16 protein-coding genes are annotated in these 21,971 nt (G+C 65.0%); 6 read left to right on the top strand and 10 right to left on the bottom strand.

Annotated features, from left to right (window positions below; genetic code table 11):
• Positions 1 to 102: 102 nt before the first annotated feature.
• The 4 genes from Y882_RS14595 to lpdA all read left to right on the top strand — a co-directional run bounded on the left by Y882_RS14595 (position 103) and on the right by lpdA (position 5,741).
• On the top strand, positions 103 to 939 hold the full coding sequence (locus Y882_RS14595) for a DUF2884 family protein (RefSeq protein WP_046972667.1): 837 nt from the start codon (positions 103 to 105) through the stop codon (positions 937 to 939).
• Positions 940 to 1,076: 137 nt separating this feature from the next.
• Positions 1,077 to 1,910, top strand: a complete 834-nt coding sequence (locus tag Y882_RS14590; RefSeq protein ID WP_046972666.1) for a mechanosensitive ion channel family protein — start codon at positions 1,077 to 1,079, stop codon at positions 1,908 to 1,910.
• A gap of 194 nt (positions 1,911 to 2,104) precedes the next feature.
• Entirely contained in the window at positions 2,105 to 3,811 is a 1,707-nt protein-coding gene (gene aceF, locus Y882_RS14585; RefSeq protein WP_046972665.1) for a dihydrolipoyllysine-residue acetyltransferase, read from the top strand.
• A 100-nt stretch (positions 3,812 to 3,911) separates the two neighbouring features.
• Positions 3,912 to 5,741, top strand: a complete 1,830-nt coding sequence (lpdA, locus tag Y882_RS14580) for a dihydrolipoyl dehydrogenase (protein WP_046972664.1) — start codon at positions 3,912 to 3,914, stop codon at positions 5,739 to 5,741.
• Between the two features lie 65 nt (positions 5,742 to 5,806).
• On the opposite strand, the gene Y882_RS14575 is transcribed toward lpdA, so the two are convergent.
• From Y882_RS14575 to Y882_RS14550, 7 genes are all read right to left on the bottom strand, one after another.
• On the bottom strand, positions 5,807 to 6,838 hold the full coding sequence (locus Y882_RS14575) for a hypothetical protein (RefSeq protein ID WP_156171492.1): 1,032 nt from the start codon (positions 6,836 to 6,838) through the stop codon (positions 5,807 to 5,809).
• Between the two features lie 166 nt (positions 6,839 to 7,004).
• Entirely contained in the window at positions 7,005 to 7,415 is a 411-nt protein-coding gene (locus Y882_RS20275) for a hypothetical protein (RefSeq protein WP_162207424.1), read from the bottom strand.
• Between the two features lie 120 nt (positions 7,416 to 7,535).
• On the bottom strand, positions 7,536 to 8,204 hold the full coding sequence (locus tag Y882_RS14570; RefSeq protein ID WP_162207423.1) for a hypothetical protein: 669 nt from the start codon (positions 8,202 to 8,204) through the stop codon (positions 7,536 to 7,538).
• A 52-nt stretch (positions 8,205 to 8,256) separates the two neighbouring features.
• Complete coding sequence (locus Y882_RS14565; RefSeq protein ID WP_244466352.1) at positions 8,257 to 10,137, bottom strand: tetratricopeptide repeat-containing sulfotransferase family protein; 1,881 nt, start codon at positions 10,135 to 10,137, stop codon at positions 8,257 to 8,259.
• Between the two features lie 60 nt (positions 10,138 to 10,197).
• Positions 10,198 to 13,095, bottom strand: a complete 2,898-nt coding sequence (locus Y882_RS14560; protein WP_046972662.1) for a TonB-dependent receptor plug domain-containing protein — start codon at positions 13,093 to 13,095, stop codon at positions 10,198 to 10,200.
• 170 nt (positions 13,096 to 13,265) lie between these two features.
• Positions 13,266 to 14,369 carry a DNA polymerase IV gene (dinB, locus tag Y882_RS14555; RefSeq protein ID WP_082121128.1) on the bottom strand — a complete coding sequence of 368 codons (1,104 nt, stop codon included), beginning with the start codon at positions 14,367 to 14,369 and terminating at the stop codon, positions 13,266 to 13,268.
• Between the two features lie 172 nt (positions 14,370 to 14,541).
• A complete protein-coding gene (locus tag Y882_RS14550) occupies positions 14,542 to 15,867 on the bottom strand; it encodes a peptidase MATCAP family protein (RefSeq protein WP_046972661.1) in 1,326 nt (441 codons plus the stop codon).
• Between the two features lie 212 nt (positions 15,868 to 16,079).
• Here Y882_RS14550 and Y882_RS14545 point away from each other — a divergent pair, with 212 nt between their 5' ends.
• Both Y882_RS14545 and Y882_RS14540 read left to right on the top strand, forming a co-directional pair.
• Positions 16,080 to 17,411 (top strand): APC family permease, encoded by a 1,332-nt coding sequence (locus Y882_RS14545; protein WP_046972660.1) that lies wholly within the window; start codon positions 16,080 to 16,082, stop codon positions 17,409 to 17,411.
• A gap of 91 nt (positions 17,412 to 17,502) precedes the next feature.
• The gene (locus tag Y882_RS14540) at positions 17,503 to 19,701 is read left to right on the top strand and encodes a hypothetical protein (protein ID WP_046972659.1); all 2,199 of its coding nucleotides are present in this window, start codon (positions 17,503 to 17,505) and stop codon (positions 19,699 to 19,701) included.
• A gap of 121 nt (positions 19,702 to 19,822) precedes the next feature.
• Here Y882_RS14540 and Y882_RS14535 read toward each other — a convergent pair whose 3' ends face one another.
• From Y882_RS14535 to Y882_RS14525, 3 genes are all read right to left on the bottom strand, one after another.
• On the bottom strand, positions 19,823 to 20,230 hold the full coding sequence (locus tag Y882_RS14535) for a hypothetical protein (RefSeq protein ID WP_046972658.1): 408 nt from the start codon (positions 20,228 to 20,230) through the stop codon (positions 19,823 to 19,825).
• A 115-nt stretch (positions 20,231 to 20,345) separates the two neighbouring features.
• Positions 20,346 to 20,795 carry an Mpo1 family 2-hydroxy fatty acid dioxygenase gene (locus Y882_RS14530; protein WP_046972687.1) on the bottom strand — a complete coding sequence of 150 codons (450 nt, stop codon included), beginning with the start codon at positions 20,793 to 20,795 and terminating at the stop codon, positions 20,346 to 20,348.
• A 145-nt stretch (positions 20,796 to 20,940) separates the two neighbouring features.
• Complete coding sequence (locus tag Y882_RS14525; protein ID WP_046972657.1) at positions 20,941 to 21,837, bottom strand: phosphoribosylaminoimidazolesuccinocarboxamide synthase; 897 nt, start codon at positions 21,835 to 21,837, stop codon at positions 20,941 to 20,943.
• Positions 21,838 to 21,971: the final 134 nt, after the last annotated feature.

Here is a 21,971-nt window from a genome sequence, read left to right as displayed (position 1 = left end):
ACTGGTGGCAGGGCATGACCTCAAGCCCATGCCTGGCGGCGGTGCGGTGCTGCATCGTGACTTTCGAAGCCCACGGCATGGGGCACACGGAAGGGGAACGACATGCGTACCACCATGATGGCTTGCGCGCTGGCAGCTGGACTGGCCTTGGGCGGCGCGGCGCACGCGCACGATCTGGAGGTGCATGACGGTCATTGCGGCTATTCGACGGCCTACGATGTGCAGGTGATGCCCAGCGGCATCGGTTTCCACCGCGACGACGGCAAGCCCGCCGACGTGTTCATGCATGACGGCCGCCTGCGTGTGGATGGCCGCGACGTGGCGGTGAGCAACGAGGATGCCGCACGCCTGCGCGACTACGAGCAACAGGTGCGGCTGCTATTGCCGGAAGTGGCCGGCATCGCGCGTGAAGGCGTCAACATCGGTTTTGCCGCCATGCGCACCGTGCTGCTGACCTTCGCCGAGAATGACGACGAGCGTCGCCGCATGGTGGGGCGTCTGGACGAAAACCATCGCCTGGCGTTGGCCCGCGTCGATGACGGGCTGGGCAAGGGCGTATGGAAATCGAACGACATGGAAGAGGTCGTCGAAAAGAGCGTCGAGAATTCCGTCTCCGATCTGGTTTCCAAGGTGGCCGGTGAGGCCGTCTCGGCGGCGCTTTCCGGCGACCAGAGTAAGGTGGCCGCGCTTGAAGCGCGCGCCGAGTCGCTGGACAAGAGCATCGACCGCGAAGTCAACAAACGCGCCGACGAACTGGACAAGCACGCCGATGCGCTGTGCCCGAAACTCAGTTCGCTGGACACCCTGCAACACCAGTTCCAATTCCGCCTGCAGGACGGTTCGCGCCTGCAACTGCTGGCGTACGACAAAGAACACAACAAGAAGCTGACCACAGCCACGGACAGTGCCCGCGCCGGCGGAGGCGAATCCGCGCACTGATCCATCGTCAGGGCTCCCCTGCCAGACACTGGACCGCGTCGGTGCTGTCGACGCGGTCATTTTTCGTGGGCGCAACGGAACCTTGATTGTTGCGCTGCTACCCTCGCGGGGTTTTTTCGTCGAGAGAACCGCGATCCATGCACGATCTTCTGGCCCGTCTGCCGCTTTCCGAAGCCACCATTGCGGTGCTTATCAATATCGGCCTGGCCGTCTTGCTGCTGCTGGTTGGCATATGGCTGGCCGCGCGCGTGGCCAATATCGCCCAGCGCGCGATGCATCGGGCGAACGTGGACGTGACGCTCAGCGGATTTCTGCGCAACCTCATTTATGGCGTGCTGATCGCCTTGCTGATCGTGATGGCGCTGCAGCAGGCCGGCGTGCCGTCGGCGCCGCTGGTGGCAGCGCTGGGCGCGGGCGGCCTGGCCATTGGCCTGGCCTTGCAGGGATCGCTGAGCAATCTGGCCTGGGGCGTGCTGTTGATCGTGTTTCGACCGTTCCGGGTGGGCGACTACATCCAGGCCGGCGGCGTGGAAGGCACGGTGGAAGCGGTGAGCCTGATGCACACCATGCTGACCATGCCCGACAACCGCGAGGCGGTCGTGCCCAATGCCAAGATCGGTTCGGACGCCATCATCAATTTCAACCGGCGCGGCACGCGTCGCTTCGAGGCGAAGGTGCGCGTGGGCTACAAGGACGATCTCGGCAAGGCGATGGAGTTGATCCGCGGCCTGTTCGACGCCGACGCGCGCATCCTGAAAGATCCTGCGCCGGGCGTGTGGACCGAGAGCCTCAGCGACAGCGGCGTGGTGCTGGTGCTGCGCGCCTATACCAAGAGCGCCGATACCTGGGGCGCGCAGACCGACCTGCTGCGCGCGCTCAAGGAGCGTTTCGAGGCGCAGGGCATCAGTCTCTCGCCGCCCCCGCAGTCCCTGGTGATGCTGCAGGGACGACCGTCGGAGCAGACCAGCTGACCAAGTGGAATGCTGCGGCCGGGATCGTGGTTGCGGCAGGCCCGGAATAGCTAGACCAAAGTCTTGCATACGTATGCGAATGGTGCCTTCAAACGATCCAAAAGCGTCCAGAACGGGGTCTCGTTCGCTATCATTGAAAACCTTACGCGGCCGTCATCCCCGCCGGCTCGCCATCGCCATCCGTAGGAGCAACCATGGCCGACCTTAAAGAAGCACGCGTTCCCGATATCGGCAGCGAGAACGTGCCGGTGATCGAAGTGCTGGTGAAACCCGGTGACAAGGTCGCCAAGGAACAGGGCCTGGTCACGCTGGAATCGGACAAGGCGACGATGGAAGTGCCGGCCCCGTTCGCGGGCACGGTGAAAGAACTCAAGCTGAAGGTGGGCGACGAGGTGTCCGAGGGCACGCTGATCGCCATCATCGAAGCCGATGGCGAGGCTGCCGCGCCTGCTCCCAAGCAGGCTGCCGCGCCGGCCAAGGCCGAGGCGCCCGCCAAGGCGGCGCCTGCGCCGGCTCCCGCACCGGCGGCTGCCGCACCGGCCCCCGCAGCCGCTCCGGCTGGCGGCGGTGGCGTGCAGGAAGTGAAGGTGCCCGATATCGGCAGCGAAGACGTGCCGGTGATCGAGATCCTGGTGAAGGTGGGCGACACCATCACCAAGGACCAGAGCCTGATCACGCTCGAATCGGACAAGGCCACCATGGAAGTGCCTGCCCCGTTCGCGGGCGTGGTGAAAGAGATCAAGGTCAAGATCGGCGACGAGCTGTCCGAAGGCAGCGTGATTGCGCTGGTGGAAGCTGCCGGTGGGGCCGCTGCGCCCGCACCGGCTCCCGCTCCCGCACCGGCAGCCGCCAAGGTCGCCGCGCCGACGGTCGAAGAAAAGCCTGAGCCCGTCGGTGGCCGCAGCGTGCTGCCGGGCAACGCGCCCGAAGGCGATGTGGCGCCCACCGCGCGTCCGCCGTTCGACGCCGGCATCGTGATGCCGGGCGATGCCCCGTACGCCAGCCCCGCCATCCGCGCCTTTGCGCGCGAGCTGGGCGTGGACGTGCGCCAGGTGAAGGGCACCGGTCGCAGCGGCCGCATCCAGCGTGAAGACATCACCGGCTACGTGAAGCACGCACTCGCCTCGGGCGCGCGTCCCACCGGCGCTCCCGTTGCTGCAGGCGGCGGCCTCAATCTGTTGCCGTGGCCGAAGGTCGACTTCAGCAAGTTCGGCGAGATCGAAGAGAAGCCGCTGTCGCGCATCCAGAAGATCTCCGGCGCCAACCTGGCGCGCAACTGGGCGATGATCCCGCACGTCACCCAGCACGAAGACGCTGACATCACCGAGCTGGAAGCCTTCCGCAAGAAGCTCGGCGAAGAAAACAAGGATCTGAAGATCACCCCGCTGGTGTTCCAGATCAAGGCCGTGGTCGCCGCACTGAAGAAATTCCCGCAGTTCAATTCCTCGCTGGACGTGAGCGGCGAGAAGCTGACCCTGAAGAAGTACTTCCACATCGGCATCGCGGTGGATACGCCCGATGGCCTGGTGGTGCCGGTGATCCGCGACTGCGACAAGAAGGGTCTGCTGGATCTGGCCACCGAACTGGGCGAGATCTCCAAGAAGGCGCGCGACAAGAAGCTCGGTCCGAACGACATGTCCGGCGGCTGCTTCTCGATCTCCTCGCTGGGCGGCATTGGCGGCACCTCGTTCACGCCGATCGTCAACGCCCCGGAAGTGGCCATTCTTGGCGTGTCCAAGGCTGCCATGAAGCCGGTGTGGAACGGCAAGGAATTTGCCCCGCGCCTGATCCTGCCGCTCTCGCTGAGCTACGACCACCGCGTGATCGACGGCGCGCTCGCCGCGCGCTTCGCCACCTACCTCGCACAGCAGCTGGGCGACATCCGCCGCCTGCTGCTCTGACGCGCTCTTAGCTCCCTCTCCCCTCCGGGGAGAGGGCTGGGGTGAGGGGCGGCTCTAGCGTCGCCCCACATGCGTAGCGAACAAGAACTAAGGATTCCCCATGGCAAGCACCATCGAAATCAAAGTCCCCGACATCGGCGGTCACGACAACGTGCCGGTGATCGAGGTGCTGGTGAAGGTCGGCGACACGGTCGCCAAGGAACAGAGCCTGATCACGCTCGAATCGGACAAGGCCACGATGGAAATTCCGTCGAGCGCCGCCGGCGTGATCAAGGAACTGAAGGTCAAGGTGGGCGACGAAGTATCCGAGGGCGCGCTGATTGCCGTCTTGGAGGCTGCGGAAGGCAGCACTTCTCCCTCTCCCCAGCGGGGAGAGGGCCGGGGTGAGGGGTCGGCCTCGCCTCAGTCGCCCGCTGGCAACGTTCCCGCGAGCACCCGCCCCTCACCCCAACCCTCTCCCCAGGGGGGAGAGGGGGCGAAAGCGCCGCAAGCTGCTGGCGCATCGGGCCGCACGCCCGACATCGAATGCAAACTGGTCGTGCTCGGCTCCGGCCCCGGCGGCTACACGGCGGCGTTCCGCGCGGCCGATCTGGACGTCGACACCGTGCTGGTCGAGCGCTATGCCTCGCTCGGCGGCGTCTGCCTCAACGTGGGCTGCATCCCGTCCAAGGCGCTGCTGCACGCGGCCGCCGTGATCGACGAAGCCGAGGCCATGGCTGCGCACGGCGTCACCTTTGGCGCGCCCAAGCTCGACCTGGACAAGCTGCGCGACTTCAAGACCAAGGTGGTCGGCAAGCTCACCGGCGGCCTGGCCAGCATGGCCAAGCAGCGCAAGGTGCGCACGGTGCAAGGCGTGGGCACCTTCGTGTCGCCCAACGAAATGGAAGTCCAGACGGCCGAAGGCACCAAGCTGCTGCGCTTCGAGCACGCCATCATCGCCGCCGGCTCGCAGGCCGTGCGCCTGCCGGCCTTCCCGTGGGATGACGAGCGCATCATCGATTCCACCGGCGCGCTTGAGCTCAAGGACGTGCCGAAAAAGCTGCTGGTCGTCGGCGGCGGCATCATCGGCCTGGAAATGGCCACGGTGTATTCCGCACTCGGCAGCGAAGTGACCGTGGTCGAGTTCATGGACCAGCTGATCCCCGGCGCCGATGCCGACCTGATCAAGCCGCTGGCCCAGCGTCTGGCCAAGAAGCTCAAGGGCGTGCACCTCAAGACCAAGGTGGTGGAGGCCAAGGCCGGCAAGAAGGGCATCGAGGTCAGCTACGAAGGCGAAAGCATTCCCGAGACCACCGTGTTCGATCGCGTGCTGGTCGCCGTGGGCCGCTCGCCCAACGGCAACAAGATTGGCGCCGACAAGGCCGGCGTGGCAGTGACCGATCGTGGCTTCATCAACGTCGACACGCAGATGCGCACCAACGTGCCGCACATCTATGCCATCGGCGACCTGGTGGGTCAGCCGATGCTGGCGCACAAGGCGACGCACGAAGCACGCGTGGCCGCGGAAGTCGTGGCCGGCATGAAGAGCTATTTCGATGCGCGCGTGATCCCGTCGGTCGCCTTCACCGATCCGGAAATTGCCTGGGTCGGCGTCACCGAGCGCGAGGCGAAGGAAAAGGGCCTGAAGATCGGCGTGGGCAAGTTCCCCTGGGCAGCCAGCGGACGCGCCATCGGCATCGACCGCACCGAGGGCTTCACCAAGCTGATCTTCGACGAAGAGACCCATCGCATTGTCGGTGCCGGCATCGTCGGCCCGCACGCGGGCGACCTGATCAGCGAGCTGTGCCTGGCCATCGAGATGGGCGCGGAAGCGGCCGATATCGGCCTCACCGTCCATCCGCATCCCACGCTGGGCGAGTCGGTGGGCATGGCGGCCGAAGTCTACGAAGGCACCATCACCGATCTGTATATTCCGAAGAAGAAAAAGTAAGCGACTGCTAGTGATGCAGACGAAGAGCCCGGGATATCCCGGGCTCTTCTTTTTTGGCCAGGCGATCAGTTCGATTCGGTGAACTGGATCGACGGCGTGGAGCCGCCGCTGGCGGTGCAGCTGCCGAGGTTGAGGTTGTTGCTCTCGCCGGTGGAGCCGGAGTTGGCCACGCAAGACGGCACGGCGGTCGAGCCGTCGGTGACCGCGAGCTTCACGGTGATGGATGAGCCGCTGTTGAACTGCGCTTCCGAACCGCCCGCATTGCCGACCACGTTGAACTCGCCGACCTTCCACACGCTGGCCAGCAACAGCACGCTGTCCTTGCCGCTGGAGCTATAGGCCGTGGTGCCATTGGTGAAGACCACGGTGTCGTTGCCGCCAGCGGTAACCGTGCCGGTGAGCTTCACGTTGCCCAGCTGCGTGGCCGGCACGTCGGGCGCCGACGCGGCGGCACTGTTCTTGTAGCAATCGCCTTCGCCGTCGCTGCCGAAGCCGCTCGGGCAACGCGAGCTGCCCCAGCCGATCAGCCAGTACTGCATGAAGACGGCGGCCGAGCCCTGCACCTCGTAGTCGGGCGCATAGACGAACTGCTGCCACACCGTGCAACCCGAATGGCTCTTGCAGACCGAGGTGGTGTCGTCGAAGCTCGAGTTGATCTGCAGCGAGTACTCGTTCGCGCCCAGGATGCCGCCGCCGCCATAAGCCGCCACGCCCACGCCCTTCTCCGAGGTAACGCCCGTCACCGACGGGAAGCTGCCCACGGCCTGCGTGATCAGGCTGCTGGTCTGGATGGTGTAGTCATTGCCGTTGCCCGCGGTCTGCGCGGCGCCGCTGTTGAACAGCTTGAAGCGCGGCACCGGCGCGACGCGCGGCTGCAGCGCGTGGCAGGCAGCCTGGTGCCAGATGACGCTGGGATAGGTGGCTTGGAAACAGCCTTCCGACGGCGTGGCGATATGCGCCATGCTCTCGCGCCAGCTGGCCTGGGCCTGTTCTTCCAGCGAACCGATGCGGTTCGCCGTTTGGGCGGAAACGACGGCAGGCAGGCAGGCGGCGGCAATCAGGCCGGCGAGAAGAGCGATCTTGGTTTGTGCACGCATGGATATCTCCCTGGTACGCGAATAGCTATTGGTTTCGGCCCCGGGGAATTCCGGTGGCCGATCACAGACAACAACTAACCCTCACGCCAGCAACGGAACGTTGCAGCGAGTCATACGGTTGCGTTGGTCCTTCCGGACGGAAGGAGTTGGAGCGATCACGTTTCGATCACGAACACTCGAAAACCCCGGTGATGGCGAGTGCTCTGCCGGGCTTGGTAACGCATAAAAATCGCTGTTGCAAATCGAAATAAAGTGCGTCTTTCGCTGTAAGCAATTCGACAGCGAGGCTTGCATCGATCAAAGCGATGCGAGCTGTTGAGTACAAACAAGTTCTTCCTGCGCGCATTAGGTGAACTTGCGCGTACTCATTTCGATGCCGTCGCAAAATTGCACGGGCACGAATGGCGTCATTGCGACGACCTGGGAAAGCCTGCCTCGACGTGCTTCGCACCCGTCGCAGAGTGCCTAAAACAAGCGGTTTTTGTGATGCGCGCAATGTCTGTGACGTGATGCGCACTTTGCGAACGACGATGTAGCGAGTTGTGACCGATGCGTGAAGTCTTTCGATGCGATGCATGCAACACGAGCCTTGCGGCATGCAGTGCGCAGTTTCGTCGCGTTGTATTGCAGGGTCACTGCGGTCAGGTGAAGCGATGCGGCGCCGCCGTGCGACGGCGCCTTGTATCGTCGAAGCGGATCAAGGCTCCGTCTTCGCCAAGGCCGCCTTGATCGGCTTGGACGCATCCTGCATGTACGCGATGGTCTCTTTGGAGCTGTTGATCATCTGCTGCGACACACTGAGGAATTCCACCGGGTCGACGTCCCTGCCCAGGTTGATGCGCGTCTGCAGGTTGATCATCCGCGGCGCGTCGAGTGCCACCGTCGCATTGTGCGTGGTCCAGCTGGCGGCATCGCGTACAGCGGCGTATGCGGCGGTGTATCGGTGCAGGCGCTCGACATTGATCCAGGTGGCCGACTGGTTGGCGACGGCGACGTCCCAGGCCTGCGTGTTGAACGCGGGCCAGTTGATGCTGAGCCGGAAACCGCCTTTGAGTTCGCGGATGTGCTTGTTGATCTCGGCATCCGGCAGGCCCTTCTGCACGTCATCGTTGATGGCCTTGTCGATGGCGATCAGTGGTGCGAGCTTCTTCTCGTCGGTGTCGATGGCCGACTGGATGTCGCGCAGCATGGTGTCGAGCTCCGAATCGATCTGCGTACTCGCATACTCGGCGGCGTGCCGGTGGTGCGCGCCCTCGATCCACTGTTCCAGGCCCAGCGCGGTGAGGATGCTGAGCACGATCATCAGGTAGTGCTGCAGGAATTCGCGCAGCGAATGCATCTTCACTTTGGGGACTTCGAAATGCATGTTGAATTCTTCCATCGCGGTCATCAAACGCGCGGTGCCGCGGGCACCGCATTCAAGGATAGGTTTCGTAGCCCAGTCGATCCAGCGTGGGCTGCAAGATGGGCAGCACCGGCTCGAACATCTCGCGATAGGCGTGCCAGCGGTTGACCGCCTTGCGATGGATGCCCTCGGTGACCTGCGCATAGCTGGGCGTACTGATATAGCCCTTTGCCCGTGCGTGCTCCGCGAAGCGCGCCATCGGCGCGCTGTCGTCCAGTTGCAGAAACTGGCCGAGCTTGGCGACGTGATCGTCGAAGCGCGACACCACCGATTCGTAGCGCCATTCGAGTACGCGCGGCGCGAAGACTTCGACATGGCGGAACCAGTGTTCGAACGCATCCACGTAGCCACGCGCCAGCCGCTCCAGCGAGGAACACAACACCATGAAGGCCGGCGAGCGGAACGCCTGCATATAGCAACTGAGCAGCACATCGCAGGGATGGCGCAGGCACAGGATGATGCGTGCTTCGGGAAACAACCGCATGATCATCGGCAGGCACAGCATGTTCAGCGGATTCTTGTCGACCAGCTGGCGGTCGCCCAGGTCCGGCGCGACCCGCCGCACGACGTCGGCGTAGATGCTGCGCAACTGGTCCGCATTGCCTTGGGTAAGTCCGGCCAGATCGGCCGGATAGGTCTGCCCCGCCAGCTGCATGCGCTTGATCAGCTCGTAGATGAAGGCACGCTCGTCCATCGAACGAAAGCGGGGATGGGCGTCGAGCATCTGCTCCAGCAAAGTGGTGCCTGAGCGGGGAAAGCCGACCACGAAAACCGGGCTTTCATCGCTGCGAGGAGCACGCAGGGCGGACCAGCGATCATGCGCGAGCCGGCCGACGGTGTGCTCCACCATCTCGAGCGGTTGGCTACCTTCTTCCAAAAGCTCCGGCACGAAGTCGTGGGCAAAACGCAGCTGCGCGGCGTGTGCGTCCTGCAGCGCCTGCCAGGCCTCGTCGCGCCGCCCCTGCTTGTCGCGGATGCCGGCGAGGCTGAAGGCCGCATTGGCCTGCAGGTGGGCATCGCTGCGTTCGCCTTGCAGTTGCTGGAACAACTGGGCGGCATGCTCGCGCTCGCCCTCACGGGACGCGATGCTGGCGTGCACCTGGATGCCGGCATGGCGCAGCTCCCACTCGGTGGGCGGCAGCGAGCTGAGCATGTCCAGCGGCAACTGGGTCAATTCGGCGCGAGCCTCGTCGAGGCGATTGCTGCGCTCGTACATCGAGGCGCGCAGTGCGGTGATCCGTTGCATCAAGGACACGCGCTCTGATCCCTCGGGCAGGATGGCCTGGGCCAGGCTGCGGAAGGCGCTGTCCTGGTAGCCCAGGCTCGACAGGATGGTGGCCAGGATCAAGGCCTGGTCGGCCGTCTGTGGCGGCCAGTCTTTTGCGCCTTCGAGCATCACTTCGGCGCCGCGGGTGTCGCCGCAGAAGTGGCAAGCGTAAGCAGCCTGCAGGCGGGCCTCGATGAAGGCGGGCGCCAGCGTGACGGCTTCAAGCAGGATTTCGCGGGCCAGCAGCCAGCGTTGTTGCTGCGCGTAGAGCAGGCCGAGGTTGTAGCAGACTTCCGCTTCGTGCGGCGCGAGCTCGAGGGCTTTGCGCAGTGCCTGTTCGGCGAGGTCCAGCGCCGACGTCTGCCGGGCGACGATGCCGAGGTTGTTCCAATACGCGGAGACGTCCGGACGCCGTTGGGTCAGTTCACGGCATAGCACCAGGGCGTCGCTGAAGTGCCCCGTCGCCTGCTGTGCAGCGCTCAGTAGCAGCAGGCTGGTTTCATCGGCCACGGACAGCTCGCCGATGGCCTGGCCCAGGGCCAGTACGCGGGGCATGTCGCCGGCGTTATAGGCGGCGAGCATGCTGGCCGCCAAGGCAGTGGGCGATGGATGTGCAGACGTGCTCATCGCCCGATCTTAACAGCGGCGTGGCCGCAGCGAATGCTGCGGCCACGCCTTGTTGCCTGCTTAGAACTTCACGGTGGCGCGTGCCCAGTAGTAGCGGCCCATTACGTCATACGTTGCCGTATCGACGTTGTAGTTCAGGCCGTTCTGGTACACCAGCGGCGGGATGCGGCCGCTGAGGTTGTCGATGCCCAGGTCGATCTTCGTGTGGATCGCTGCCCACTCGTAGCCTGCCTGGATGTTGTGGTACGTGATGCCGCCCATCGGCATCGACACGGCCTGGCCGGTATCGGCGTAGGACGTGAGGTTGCTCAGGTGGTTGATGTAACGGCTCTGCCACTGGGCGCTCCAGTTGCCCAGCGCCCAGTTGATCGTCAACGCACCGCGCCAGCGGCTGATGTTGCCGAACTGCTGGGTGTAGGTGCCGGCATAGTTGATCGTCTCGGCACCCGGTGCGCCCGGGGTGGCGTCGTTCTTGAACGTATCGATGTACGTACCGCTGAGCGACGTCTTGAAGTTACCCGGGTTCACGCCGGCCACATCGAAGTGCGGGATGGCGTAGTTCAACGTGAAGTCGACGCCGCTGGTGCTGAGGTTGCCCAGGTTCACGTACGGCGTGTTGACGTAGTTGATGCCACCCGGGATCGAGGTGCCGGTGCCGTAGCGGTTGATGAAGGGGCAGTACGGGCTGCCGTTGTCGGCGTAGCACTCATTCAGCACGGTCTGTGCCTGAATGATGGTCAGCATGTCCTTCAGCGTGATGCGCCACAGGTCCACCGTGCCCGACGCGCCTTCCAGCCAGCTCGGCGAATAGACGAAGCCCAGGTCATAGGACTTGCCCTTTTCCGGCTTGAGCGTGCTGCCCACCGTCGCCGCACCCGAGTAATGACCCGCGATCTGGGTGTTGAGGGTGCTGGTGTAGTTGGTGTTGGGCGGCATGAACTGACAGGCCGCTGCGTGCTGCTGCAGCTGGGCTGCCGACAGGTTGTAGCACGGGTCGTTGACCGTCGGGTTGGTGATGGTCTGGCCGTCATACAGTTCGTCCAGGTTCGGCGAGCGGAACACCTGCGAAACGGTGCCGCGGACGAGCAGGTCCTGGATCGGACGATATTCCACCGCGAACTTGCCGTTGGTGGTGGTGCCGGTGGTGCTGTAGTTGGACGTGCGCAGGCCAAGGTCGACGTTCAACGAGTACGCCCAGGGCTGTTCGGAGAGCAGCGGGATCAGCGTTTCGGCGTAGATTTCCTTCACGTTGATGCTGCCGCTGGCCGGCGAGCCGCAGGCTTCCTGCAGCACAACGCAGGTACCCTTCGTCACGTCGAGCAATGCATCGCTGGTGACGGTGTAATCCATCGTGTTCTTGCGATACAGCACGCCGGTAGACAGCTGCATGGTGCCGGCGGGCAGATCCCACAGGCCGCCCGACGCGTTGGCCTGGACCTGCTTCATGGTCTGCGTCATCGCGTAGGTCGGGTTGCTCACGCCCTTGGCGAGCTGCGCGCCCACCGCGGGATCGGCCTGGTCAAAGATGTTGGCGCCCGCGTCGATCGCCGCCTGCAGGGCGGGGATGTTCACCTCGTTGAAATTGGTCTGCACGCGATGCGTGCGGCCGTAGTCGACGCTGGCGTCCCAGATCCAGGAGTTGTTGCCACCGAAGTCACCACGCAGACCGGCATTGACCTGCTGGTTGTCGGTGCTGAAGGTGTGCACGCGAGCGCCCACGCCGGTGAGGCGCGTGCTGATCAGGTTGTTGCCCTGGACTGCCGGATCACCGAACGGCACGCCGAACGGGTTGTTCGGATTGTTCGCGGCCACCGACCAGCCGTCCGTACCGCTGGTGGGCGCGGGCGCGTCCTGGCCGGACGAATGCGTGTGGTTGTAGAACGCATCGCCGAAGAAGGTGACGTGATCGTTGATCTTGTAATTGCCGAGCACGAACAGATTGGTGCGCTCGGACTGCGTCTGGATGTAGTTGAACGCGTTGTAGTTGTAGACGTCGCTGGCGTTGTTGAAGCAGCGATAGTCGCTGGGGCTGCTGCCGTTGCCGCTGGCCAGCGTGAGCAGGCCGGAGGTGCAACCGGCAGGCAGGTTGGGATTGCCCGCAGGCAGCTGGAACTTGCCGGTGGGAACGGTATGCGAGCCGGAGACCTGCGGGCCGGAGCTGTACAGCGACAGCTGATGCGCCGAGAAGCTGCGGCGCGTGGCGATCACCGGATCCTGCTTGTTGTAGTCGATGCCTGCGACGATATTGCCCTGGTCGCCGGTGGCGCCCACGGTGAACTGGCCACCATGACGCTGGCCATCGCCGTGCGAGGAGATGCCGTCGTTGACGCTCAGCTCGGCGCCCTTGTAATCCTTGCGCAGGATGAAGTTCACCACGCCGCCGACCGCATCCGAGCCATAGACCGTGGAGGCGCCGTTGGCCAGCACGTCCACGCGCTCGATCATGTTCTGCGGAATCATGTTGAGGTCGGGGTTGGCCAGGCGCTGGCCGTCGATCAGCACCAGGGTACGGTCGGTACCCAGGCCGCGCAGCGATACGCGTGCCGCGCCGTCGCCGCCTTCCAGCGTCGGGCTGGCGACGCCGCCGCCGTTGCTGTTGTTCTGCGTATTGGTCGCGTTGCCCGAAACACTGGGCAGCTGCTGGATCACATTGCCCAGCGTGGGCGAGCCGTTGTTGGTGATCGCCGTGCGATCGATGGTCACCACCGGGTTGGCGGTTTCCGCATCGACGCGGCGGATCAGGGAGCCGGTGACGGAAACGGCGGTAAGCGTCTTGGCCGTGGACTTGCTTGCGGCCTGGTCGGCGGTTCCCTGAGTCTGTGCGTTGGTTTGGGCTTGGTCGCCCGTTGCGTCCTTGTTTGCGACGTCCTCGGCCTGGGCCATCACGGCCGTGGAAGCGATACCTACGGAAAGCGCTAAACGTACCGCTATCGATAGTCGATTGTAATTGGACTGCATGGTTGTCTCCCCGAATTCGTAGGCAAAAGAGTCCCCGCTATAGGCGCCTAGACGTCTACAGGTGTTGCACCGCTTGATGGGTTCCCCGAGTCCACTGTTTCAGGAAAATGAGATCGAGACAAGACCTCTTTAACAATTCTTTCGGCCTAGGTTTACTTCCTTGCGTGGTTTCAGTTGAAACCAATCGCTCCGAACAGGTCGCTTTGCGCGACAAAACTGTCCGCCTCCACGAAGCCCGCCAGTCCTACGCCGACCAGGCGGTAGCGGGATTCCGACGGTCGCTCCACGCGGTCGCGCAAGGCACAGGCGATGTCGGCCAGCTCCCTGGCCGAGTCCGGACGTGAAGCTGGCGTGAGACTACGTGTCAGCGTGTGGAAGTCTGAGGTCTTGAGCTTCAGGACCACGGTGCGAGCGACGCGCGCGTGCTCGCCCGAGGCCTCGCGCTCGTGTGCAGCCCAGGCTTTTTCAGCCAATCGCCGTATATGCGGCTCGATCTCGTCCAGGGTCAGGTCGTGCTCGAAGGTGTCTTCCGCCGACACCTGCAAGGTGGGGCGATCGGGCTGCACGGGATGGTCGTCGATGCCCAATGAGAGCTCGTGCAGGCGTCGACCCCAGCGTCCCAGGCGCTGCTCAAGTTCGAGCGCGTGGAAGGTGCGTACGTCGCCGACGGTGGCGATGCCCAACTCGGCGAGCCTGGCTTCCATCACCTTGCCCACGCCGGGCAGGCGGCCGACCGGAAGCGGCGCGAGAAAGGCAGCCACCTGATGCGGGCGCACGACGAAGATACCGTCAGGCTTGCGCCAGTCTGACGCAATCTTGGCGAGAAACTTGTTGGGTGCGACGCCCGCCGATGCCGTGAGCTGGGTTTCTTCGCGAATCGCCGCCCGGATCGCCTCCGCCGTGGCCGTCGCCGAGGGCAGCCTGGTCAGGGTGGTGGTGACGTCGAGATAGGCCTCGTCCAGCGACAGCGGTTCGATCAGCGGCGTGTGGCGCGCGAAGATCTCGCGCACCTGCCGCGACACCGCCTTGTAGCGGCTGAAGTCGGGCGGCACGAAGATGGCCTGGGGGCACAGCCGCTCCGCGCGCACCGCAGGCATGGCCGAGCGCACGCCGAACTTGCGCGCCTCATAGCTCGCCGCACACACCACCGAGCGCGCACCGCGCCACGCCACCACCACGGGCTTGCCGCGCAACGAGGGATCGTCGCGTTGCTCCACCGACGCGTAGAACGCGTCCATGTCCACATGGATGATCTTGCGGGGTCGGGCGGACACAGCGGAGCGGGTGGTGGGAGAGGGGCATAGTCAAACACGAAACGGCCTGTCCGGCGCGTGGCATGTCGGGCACAGGGTGCCCTCCCACAAAGGGCCGGTCACATCGGGAGCCACGTCTCCTCAAATCGCGAGGCCACTGTGGGAGCGCACCCTGTGCGCGACTCGCGTTCCCTCATTGCCACAAGGTATGCAGACTCTCGTCAATCCGCTCGTCCTCAAACTCCACGAAGCGATTGAGATCAAACGTGTCCAGACGAAAACGCTGCGCCGCCGTGAAAAAGGCCATCAGCGACAGGATGCGTTGCGGATTGCGCGCCCACGGCGGCACATAGACCGCGCGGGCGATCAGGCCGTCGTGCAGATAGGGACTGAGCGTGATGACGTCGGAGGTGGTCACGCGGCCGGCAAACAGCATGGGCAGCATTTCCGCATGGCCGGCCTGCAGCACTTTGCGGATGAACACGTAGATGATCATCACGCCTTCCAGGTAGGCGCCATCCTTGGTGAAGCAGATGCGGCCCTTCGGATCGCCGCCGCGGAAGATGCGCGCGGCGCTCTGGTAGCTCTCGGTCGGCGTCTGCCCGGCTTCGAGAAAGCCGCGGAACACCTCGATGAAGTCGGCGCCGTCCAGCGCGTTCTTCACCGCGACCACGCGCAAGGCGATGCGCCGCAGCCGGTTCAGGTCGATCGCACCGGTGATGATTTCCGAGAAGGTGGCCAAGCCCTCCTGCGTGCGCGTGGTGCGCGGCGCGCCCAGTCCCAACGACTTGAAATACGGCTGGTGTTTGCCGTTGAGCGAGGTGGCGGTGTGCACGAAGGCTTCGTGTTCGGTGAGCTGCTCCAGGTCCAGCGCGGAAAACAGCGCGGTCGAGCGCAGGTTGATGCTCTTGCTGCCGGCGGTCGCCTTGGACGGCAGATCCGGATCCAGCACCACGTCAACCTTGTCCTTGTCGAAGAACGGGCCCAGCCGTTCGCGCAGGCGCCGGGCGAATTCTTCGGCGGGGATGTCGGCCGCGACGCGCGGAATCTCCTCGCGGTGGATCAGGTCGTCGCTGATGGCGAGCAGATCCTTCGCGGCATCGACGGCATTGGCGGTCTGGCTGCGGTACGTCGCGTCGGGGCGGCCGTAGAGCGCGGTCGAGCACTGGGTAAAGCGTTCGGTGCCGATGTTCATCAGCATCTGCGCGGCCGTGCGATAGCTCCACGCCGTCTTGAACAGCCAGTTGCCGATGGGATGCGCGCGGTCGATCTTGTCCATGATCGCCTTCAGCGTGGCCGCTTCGCTGCTGAGGTCCGGATGGCGCACCGGCGGCTGCGGCAGCACCGGATTGCCCTTCTCCCATGAGGCGAGGAAGGGCGCCTCCATCGAGGCCGGCCAGTCGATGGCCTTGAGCACGCGGATTTTCTTGCCCACCGCGAGCAAGGCGCGATCGCATTCGAGCAGGGGGCCAAGGATCTTGTCGTCTTCGGGACGAACGGCGCTTGCGACGGTGCTCATGAGGCCTCCTCAGTGCCGGCCGGGCGTGTGGCCAGCGTGCAGCGACGGAAAGTCCCACTTTGCCCACTCGACCGTGACGTGGCGGCGAAGGCCCGCCAGCGGCGAGAAAAAAACGGCGTTCCTCCAGCATGTTGCAGCGAGATGTCGAACAGTCGCCGCCAGTCGGCTATCGTCCGGAACTCGATCCGTCGCGTAGGAAGCCGTGCCGCCCCATGACCGCTGAGACTTCTTCCGCGTATCTGCGCCGCCTGGGCACCTGGGACGCCGCGGCCATCGTCATCGGCGGCGTGATTGGCGCCGGCATCTTCCGCAGCGCCTCCACCGTGGCCGAGCGCACCTCCTCCGGCGGGCAGCTGCTCACGCTGTGGGCGATCGGCGGCCTGCTCACGCTGGCCGGCGTGCTCTGCTACGCGGAGCTCGGTGCGCGGCGGCCGCAGGCGGGCGGCGTCTACATCTATCTGCGCGAAGCCTATGGCCAGCTGCCGGCGTTTCTGTTCGGCTGGACCATGGCGCTGATCAACTACCCCGGCAGTGTCGCCGCGGTGGCCACCACGTTTGCCGACTACACCTGCGCCGCGGTCGGGCTTTCGCCGCAGCTGTGGGTGAAGCCGGTGGCGGCGGGCGCCATCGCGTTCATCGTAGGCGTCAACTTCTTCGGCATCCGCGCCGGCTCGCGCATGTTGAACGTGTTCACGCTGTTGAAGCTGTCGGCGATCGCGCTGGTGGTGGTCACCGGTGTGATTCTGGCGCACGGCCAGTTTGGCAACGTGCTGGCCACCGACACCACCAAGTCGCTGCCACCCGGCGCCTTGCTCGGTGCCTTGCTGCCGGTGTTGTTCACTTATGGCGGCTTCCACTACCTCAACGATCTGGCCGGCGAAGTCCGCGAGCCGCAACGCACGCTGCCGCGCGCGCTGGGCCTGGGCTTGGGCGGCGTGGTGGTGTGCTACGTGCTGGTCAATTTCGCCTATCTCTCGGGACTGGGGCATGCGGGCCTGGCGGCAAGCCAGGCGCCGGCAGCGGACTTGATGCGCCACTTGTTTGGCGAAAGCGGCGCCACGCTGATCGCGGTCGGCATCGCCTGTTCGACCTTCGGCTATTGCAGCATCGCCATCGCGGGCGGTGCACGCGTGCTGCAGACCATGGGCGCGGACGGCATGCTGTTCGGCCCGGTGGGCCGCATCCATGCGCGCTCGCACGCGCCACGCGTGGCGCTGGCGGTGCTGGGCGGCTGGGCCATCGTGCTGGTGGTTTCCGGCAGCTTCGGCCAGCTGGTCGACTACACCACGGTAGGCGAGTGGTTGTCGCATGCGTTCGGCATCTCCACGCTGTTCTGGTATCGCCGCCGTTTCCGCAACGAGCCGTCGCCGTATCGGGTGCCGTTGTATCCCGTGTTGCCGCTGCTGTTCGTTTGCACGGTGATAGGCGTGATCGTGGCGACTGCCATCCATTCGCCAGGCGATGCGCGCATGAGCCTAGTCTTGATTCTGGTCGGCGTACCCGTCTACTACGCGTGGCGTGCATGGCAGCGGAGAGCGGCATGAACATGCCAGTGCAAAAACATGCGTCGACCCAGCAAGGCGGCCTTCAGACGCTGCAGGCATACTGCCGCCATTTCCCTGCACCGAGCCGCCGATGAACCGGATCGTCTTCCTTGCCATCGCCTGCCTGCCGGTTCTTGCGGGTTGCCACAAGGCAAGCGATACCGACCGGGCCGATCTCAGTCACGCGTCCGCGAAGCCTGCTCCAGCGGCGAGCGCTCCCGCTGCACCGTTAGCCGCGCCAGCGCCGCCGTCGCCGCAGACCACGCTCGACCACGTCGTGCTCGACGGCAAGCCGGTCACGGTGCAGGGCATGTCCCTGCAGCGCTATGTGTTCCAGCCCGCGGCGCAACCGCAGGTCACGGTGATGCTGGACAAGGGCGACTGGTCCAAGGAAGGCTCGCTGCGCGTGGACATGCAGAACGCGATGTCGTGGGCGGTGACGCTCACGGTCGACATCGATGGCGCCAAGCCAGGCGATCATCTGCATGCCACCGTCGGCATACCCGCCGGTCCGCCGCAGACGCTGGTCATCCCTCTGCACGCCACCTCGCCGCGTGCGATGGGCATGCAGGTCGGTCCGCCGATGCCTTATATGGCCGGCGGCAAGCGCGTGTTCGTGGCGACCACGGTCGAAGGCAAGCTGGACCTCGCTCATGTGAAAGCCGTGCGCCTGGGCACGCCTGCACCCACGGCGGCGCAGACGCTGTTGTTCGGCAAGATCGAGACCTCGCTCGGCGACCATGATCTGCGCGACGCCTATACCGGCATCGTCGATGCGTGGGGCCAGTACACGCGCGGCCAGTGGCCGGGCAAGGTCGATACCGACGAGGTGCTGCGCGGTGGTCGACCCAAGAGCAAGCCGGGCGCGCCGGTCGATGCGCCGGCGCCACGCAAGGGCTTCGACCGCTATGGCGGCCGCACGGATCTGCCCGCATTCAAGGCCACCGGCTGGTTCCGCACCGAGCAGCACGATGGCCGCTGGCAGCTGGTGACGCCGGACGGGCACGCGTTCTTCTCGCTGGGCGTGAACGTGGTCGATGACGACGGCGGCCGCACGATCGTCGAAGGCCGCGAATTCATGTTCAAGGATCTGCCGCGCGACAGCGGTCGCTGGGCGCCGTTCTACGGCACCACCGGCAAGACCGCTGGCGACCAGGCCGCATCGGCCGGCATCGGCTATCACCATGGCAAGTGGTTCGACTACTACTCCGCCAACCTGTTCCTGGCCGATGGCCGGCATTGGCGACAGGCGTGGCGCACGCGCACCATCGAGCGCCTGGACAACTGGGGCTTCAATACCCTGGGCAACTGGAGCGACGACGCGCTGAGCCAGATGCATCGCATGGCGTATACGCGTTCGGTGAACATCGCCAGCGTGTTCGGCAACGTCTCCAGCGGCTACGACTACTGGGGCCGCATGCCCGATCCGTTCGACCCGCGCTTTGCGCAGGCGGCCGATGCCGCCGCGGCACAGGCGGCGAAGGAAGTGCGCGACGATCCCTGGATGCTGGGCTATTTCGCCGACAACGAACTGGCCTGGGCCGGCCAGGGCCCGCAAGGGCGTTGGGGTCTGGCGCAGGGCACGCTGCGTGGCGAGGCGCGCAGCCCGGCAAAGCAGGCCTTCATCGCCGAGTTGAAAAAGAAGTACAGCACGCCCGCGAAACTGGCGACGGCATGGGGCATCTCGCTCGATTCGTGGGATGCGCTCAATGCCACCAACTTCGCCGCGCCCAATCCGGACGAGACACACGCGGCCATTGCCGACGATTACAGCGCATGGCTGCGCACGTACGCGGATCAGTATTTCCGCACCGTCGCGCAGGCCATCCACAAGCACGATCCGCATCACCTGTTTCTCGGCGGACGATTCGCGGTGCACACGCCCGAAGCGGTGGCCTCATGCGCGCAGTTCTGCGACGTGGTGAGTTTCAACGGCTATGCCGATGTGCCGGAGCATGCGTTTGACGCAGCGGCGTTCGCCAAGCTCGACAAGCCGGCCTTGATCACCGAATTCCATTTCGGCTCCGACGACCGCGGCCCGTTCGGCAAGGGCGTGGTGCCGGTATGGAACGAGCAGCAGCGCGGCGAAGCGTATGCGCACTATGTCGCCGACGCGGTGGCCAATCCGGCCATCGTGGGTGTGCACTGGTTCCAATACGTCGACCAACCGGTCACTGGCCGCGTGCTCGATGGCGAGAATGCGCATATCGGCCTGGTGGCGATCACCGATCGGCCGTTCACGCATTTCATCGAAGCGGTGCGCGCGGCGAATCGCAAGACGGGTTACTGACCAGCGGCGATACCCTTGTAGGAGCGCACCCTGTGCGCGAACCCAGATCGCGAGGAACTACCTAGCTCCGCGGTCGCGCACAGGGTGCGCTCCTACAAGAGAATGAAGGGATCAGGCGCGATCAGGCCAGGCTGGTCGCCGCCCCAAACGCCACGGCCATCATCACCGCCACCGCCATGCACGCACTGGCCGGACGGATGCGATGCGCATCGATACGCGGTATCAGTCGCCACAGCACGAACACGCCGACGAGCATGTCCACCACCAGCGCGCTGCGCAGCAGTGGCGAGGCGAGCAGCAGTGCGTAGGGCGGTTTGGTATGGCCCTCGTGCACGGCGACGGCAGCGACGATCAACAGGCCGATCAGAGTCCACACCAGGCACGCCAGATACGTGCGGTTGAACACCACCGGGCAACGTTCCGCCCAACGCAGCACCGACCAGGCGAGTAGCGCGAAAAACAACGCGCCGATGCTGCTGTAGAGCACCCACCAGAGGAGCGTGCTGATCAGGGTGAGGAGGGTGGTCATGCCGCTTTCCTGTTGCTTGGTTCGTCATTCTGGCGCACGTGAGTTAGTTGCTCAGCGGTGCGCTTTAGAGCGCGTCATTCCGGCCTGCGCCGGAATGACGGATGGGGTAGGCGCGTCAGATACCCACGCGCCGCAACAGCTTGTCCATCAACCATGCCGGCCCCACCAGCAGATACGCCAGGTCGGTGAAGAAGCTCGGCCGGCGGCCTTCGATCGCATGGCCGATGAACTGCCCGATCCACGCCACCACGAACACGCCGATACCTGTGAGCAGCAAGTTGTGCGCGCCCAGTGTGCGGTAAGCAAACTCGGTGAACAGGCACAGCAGCACCAGCACCACGAACAAGGCGGCCGCGAGGCGGCGGGACTTCCTCCAGTACCAGGTGAACGCCAGTACCAGGGCAAGCACGGCCCAGAAACCAGGCCGCCCGATCATCGGCGGCACCGGGATGGTCCACATCATGGCGATCGCGCACCACAGAATCAGCGGCACGCAGATCCAGTGCAGCAAGCGGTTGGTCGGGTTTTGATGATCGCTGCTGTAGCTGTCAAGCCAGCTTTGCATGCCTTGCGTCGAATCGGTTGCTGCCATCGTTGAGCCCCCCGCTCATGAAAAGAGATGGGACACCGGCCACGCTCGCGCTCCCCTGGCCCATGTCCCGCTGTCCACGAACGCTAGCACGCCCAAGCGCGCAATCCATCCCGTGCGATCAATCGACGCTGATATTGGCCAGGCGCTGCAGCGCTTCGGCGTACTTGGCCGAGGTGGCGGCGATGACATCGGCGGGCACGTTCGGGCCGGGCGCGGTCTTGTTCCAGTCCAGCGTCTCCAGATAGTCGCGCACGAACTGCTTGTCGTAGCTGGGCGGGCTGATGCCGACCTGATAGGACTCGGCCGGCCAGAAGCGCGAGGAATCGGGCGTGAGCATTTCGTCCATCACGTAGAGCTTGCCGCTCTCGTCAGTGCCGAATTCGAACTTGGTGTCGGCAATGATGATGCCGCGCTCGGCCGCATACGCCGCGGCCCACTTGTAGATGGAGAGGGTCGCCTCGCGCACCTGTTCGGCCAGCACGGGGCCGACGGCGGCCACTACCGCGTCGAAGCTCACGTTTTCATCGTGGTCGCCCACGGCGGCCTTGGTCGACGGGGTGAAGATCGGCTCCGGCAGCTGCTGCGCCTGCTTGAGCCCGGCCGGCAGCTTGATGCCGCACAGCGAGCCGGTGGCCTGGTAGTCCTTCCAGCCCGAGCCGATGATGTAGCCGCGGGCGATCGCTTCCACCGGCACCGGCTTCAGGCGGCGCGTGACCACGGCGCGCTTCTCGTACAGCTTCAGGTCGGTGCCGGCGGGCAGCACCTCGGCCAGCGGCACGTCGAGCAGGTGGTTGGGCACCAGGTGCGCGGTCTTGGCGAACCAGAAGTTCGAAATCTGCGTGAGCATTTCGCCCTTGCCCGGAATCGGATCGGGCAGCACCACGTCGAACGCCGACAGGCGGTCGCTCGCCACGATCAGCAACCGGTTCCCAGGCAGCGCATAGACGTCGCGCACCTTGCCGCGATGGATCAGCTCAAGGCCCGGAAGATTCGATTGCAGCAGGGTGGTGGGCACGTCGTTCGCTCCTGGAAGGCCGACCTGGCGGGGCAGGCCGGAAAATCGGCGGTGCGACCCCAACGGGTCGCGATCAAGCCCGCCATTCTACCGGGTGGCGCCTGGGAGGGAGGTGTTGCGACGTCAGGCCCCTC

Origin of the sequence: Dyella japonica DSM 16301, from assembly GCF_001010355.1 — a bacterium.
Lineage (GTDB): Bacteria > Pseudomonadota > Gammaproteobacteria > Xanthomonadales > Rhodanobacteraceae > Dyella > Dyella japonica.
Note: the sequence above shows the minus strand (reverse complement) of the source record. Positions and strands in the feature narration are given on the sequence as shown.